The sequence below is a fragment of the Bradyrhizobium sp. PRIMUS42 genome (genome assembly GCF_023006515.1).
Lineage (GTDB): Bacteria > Pseudomonadota > Alphaproteobacteria > Rhizobiales > Xanthobacteraceae > Bradyrhizobium.
In genome coordinates, this window is sequence record NZ_JALBGZ010001090.1 from 1 (window position 1) to 1,450 (window position 1,450).

The 1,450-nt window shown below is 64.9% G+C and carries 3 protein-coding genes; 1 reads left to right on the plus strand and 2 read right to left on the minus strand.

All coding sequences use genetic code 11. From position 1 onward, the window contains the following. A partial coding sequence (locus tag MOV75_RS37870; RefSeq protein ID WP_247007964.1) for an adenylate/guanylate cyclase domain-containing protein occupies positions 1–658 on the plus strand: 658 nt, incomplete at its 5' end. A gap of 76 nt (positions 659–734) precedes the next feature. Here MOV75_RS37870 and MOV75_RS37875 read toward each other — a convergent pair. After that, on the minus strand, positions 735–1,148 hold the full coding sequence (locus tag MOV75_RS37875) for an EVE domain-containing protein (RefSeq protein ID WP_246932410.1): 414 nt from the start codon (positions 1,146–1,148) through the stop codon (positions 735–737). Between the two features lie 2 nt (positions 1,149–1,150). Beyond that, positions 1,151–1,450, minus strand: a 300-nt coding sequence (locus MOV75_RS37880) for an NAD(P)H-dependent glycerol-3-phosphate dehydrogenase (RefSeq protein WP_369010494.1), incomplete at its 5' end; no start/stop codon positions are given.

Below are 1,450 nucleotides of genomic sequence, written 5' to 3' on the forward strand. Positions count from 1 at the left end.
GTTGCGGGCAACGCTGGATGCCTATCTCGGCAAGCGCAGCGCGGAGCGAGTGTTGGCGGCGCCGTTGCGGCGCGACCTCGGCGAGACCATTCAGGCCGCGTTGCTCTATGCGGACCTGCGCAATTTCACGATCCTCTCGGAGGCCTCGCCGCCTGGAGAGGTCATCGCGGCGCTCGACGCCTGGTTCGATCGCATCGCCGGCGCCGTGCACGCCTTCGGCGGCGAGGTGCTGAAATTCATCGGCGACGGCGTGCTCGCGATCTTTCCGGTGGTCGAGGAATCACCGCGCCGCGCCTGCGAGGCAGCTTTGCGTGCTGCAGGCGCAGCCGAGGCCGGCATGGTCTATCTCAACGCGGAGCGCAGCGGCAAGGGCCTGCCGCCGCTGGCGTTCGGTGCCGCGCTTCATCTTGGTGAGATGCTCTGGGGCAATATCGGCGCGGCCAATCGGCTCGATTTCACGGCGATCGGTCCCGCCGTCAATCTCGCCAGCCGACTCGAAGGATTGTGTAAGCCGCTCGGCAGGACCGTACTGGTGTCAGGCGTGCTGGCCGCTGAGACGGACATGCTGCTGGTCGCGCTCGGGCCGCATTCGCTGCGCGGCATTGCCGCACCATGTGAGGTCTTCGCGCTGCCCGAGCCGCAAGCTCGGATATCGTAGCCCGCATGAGCGTAGCGACATGCGGGGCCAGTCGTCCCGGATGTCGCTACGCTCATCCGGGCTACGGCACCTGCGCCTACATTCCACCCATCTTGCAGACGAGCTTCCACTCCTCCGCCGTCACCGGCTGCACCGAGAGGCGTGAATATTTCACCAGCGCCATGTCGGCGAGTTTCTTCTCTGCCTTGATCGCGGCCATCGTCACCGGATTCTTCAGGGGCTTGTCGGCCTTGATGTCGACGCAGACGAATTTCTCGGTCTTGTCGGTCGGGTCCGGATAGGCCTCCTTGATGATCTCCGCGATGCCGACGATCTCCTTGCCCTCGTTGGAATGATAGAAGAACGCCTTGTCGCCCTTCTTCATCGCGACGAGGTTCTGGCGCGCGGTGTAGTTACGTACGCCGGTCCAGGCCTCGCCCTTGGCGCCCTTCGCCACCTGCTGGTCCCAGGACCACACCGATGGTTCGGATTTCACCAGCCAGTACGCCATGTTCATTCCTCTGCCCTGAAAGGACGCGTCAACAGCCCCGAGATCGCGGCGTCGATCGTGCTACGGCCGCTCAGGATCGACGCGACCGCTTCTGATACCGGCATCTCGATGTTTTGCGAAGCTGCGAGTTCGATCAGCACCGGTGCGGTGAATTCGCCTTCGGCAAGCTTGCCGGCGGGCGGCTGCTCGCCGCGGCCGAGTGCGAGGCCAAGGGCGAAGTTGCGTGATTGCGGGCTCGAGCAGGTCAGAATGAGATCGCCAAGGCCGGACAGGCCCGTCAGCGTCTCGCCGCGCGCTCCCAT

Coding starts and splice junctions, on each gene's coding strand:
- MOV75_RS37875 (WP_246932410.1), bottom strand. CDS start 1,148: ATGGCGTACTGGCTGGTGAAATCCGAACCATCGGTGTGGTCCTGGGAC.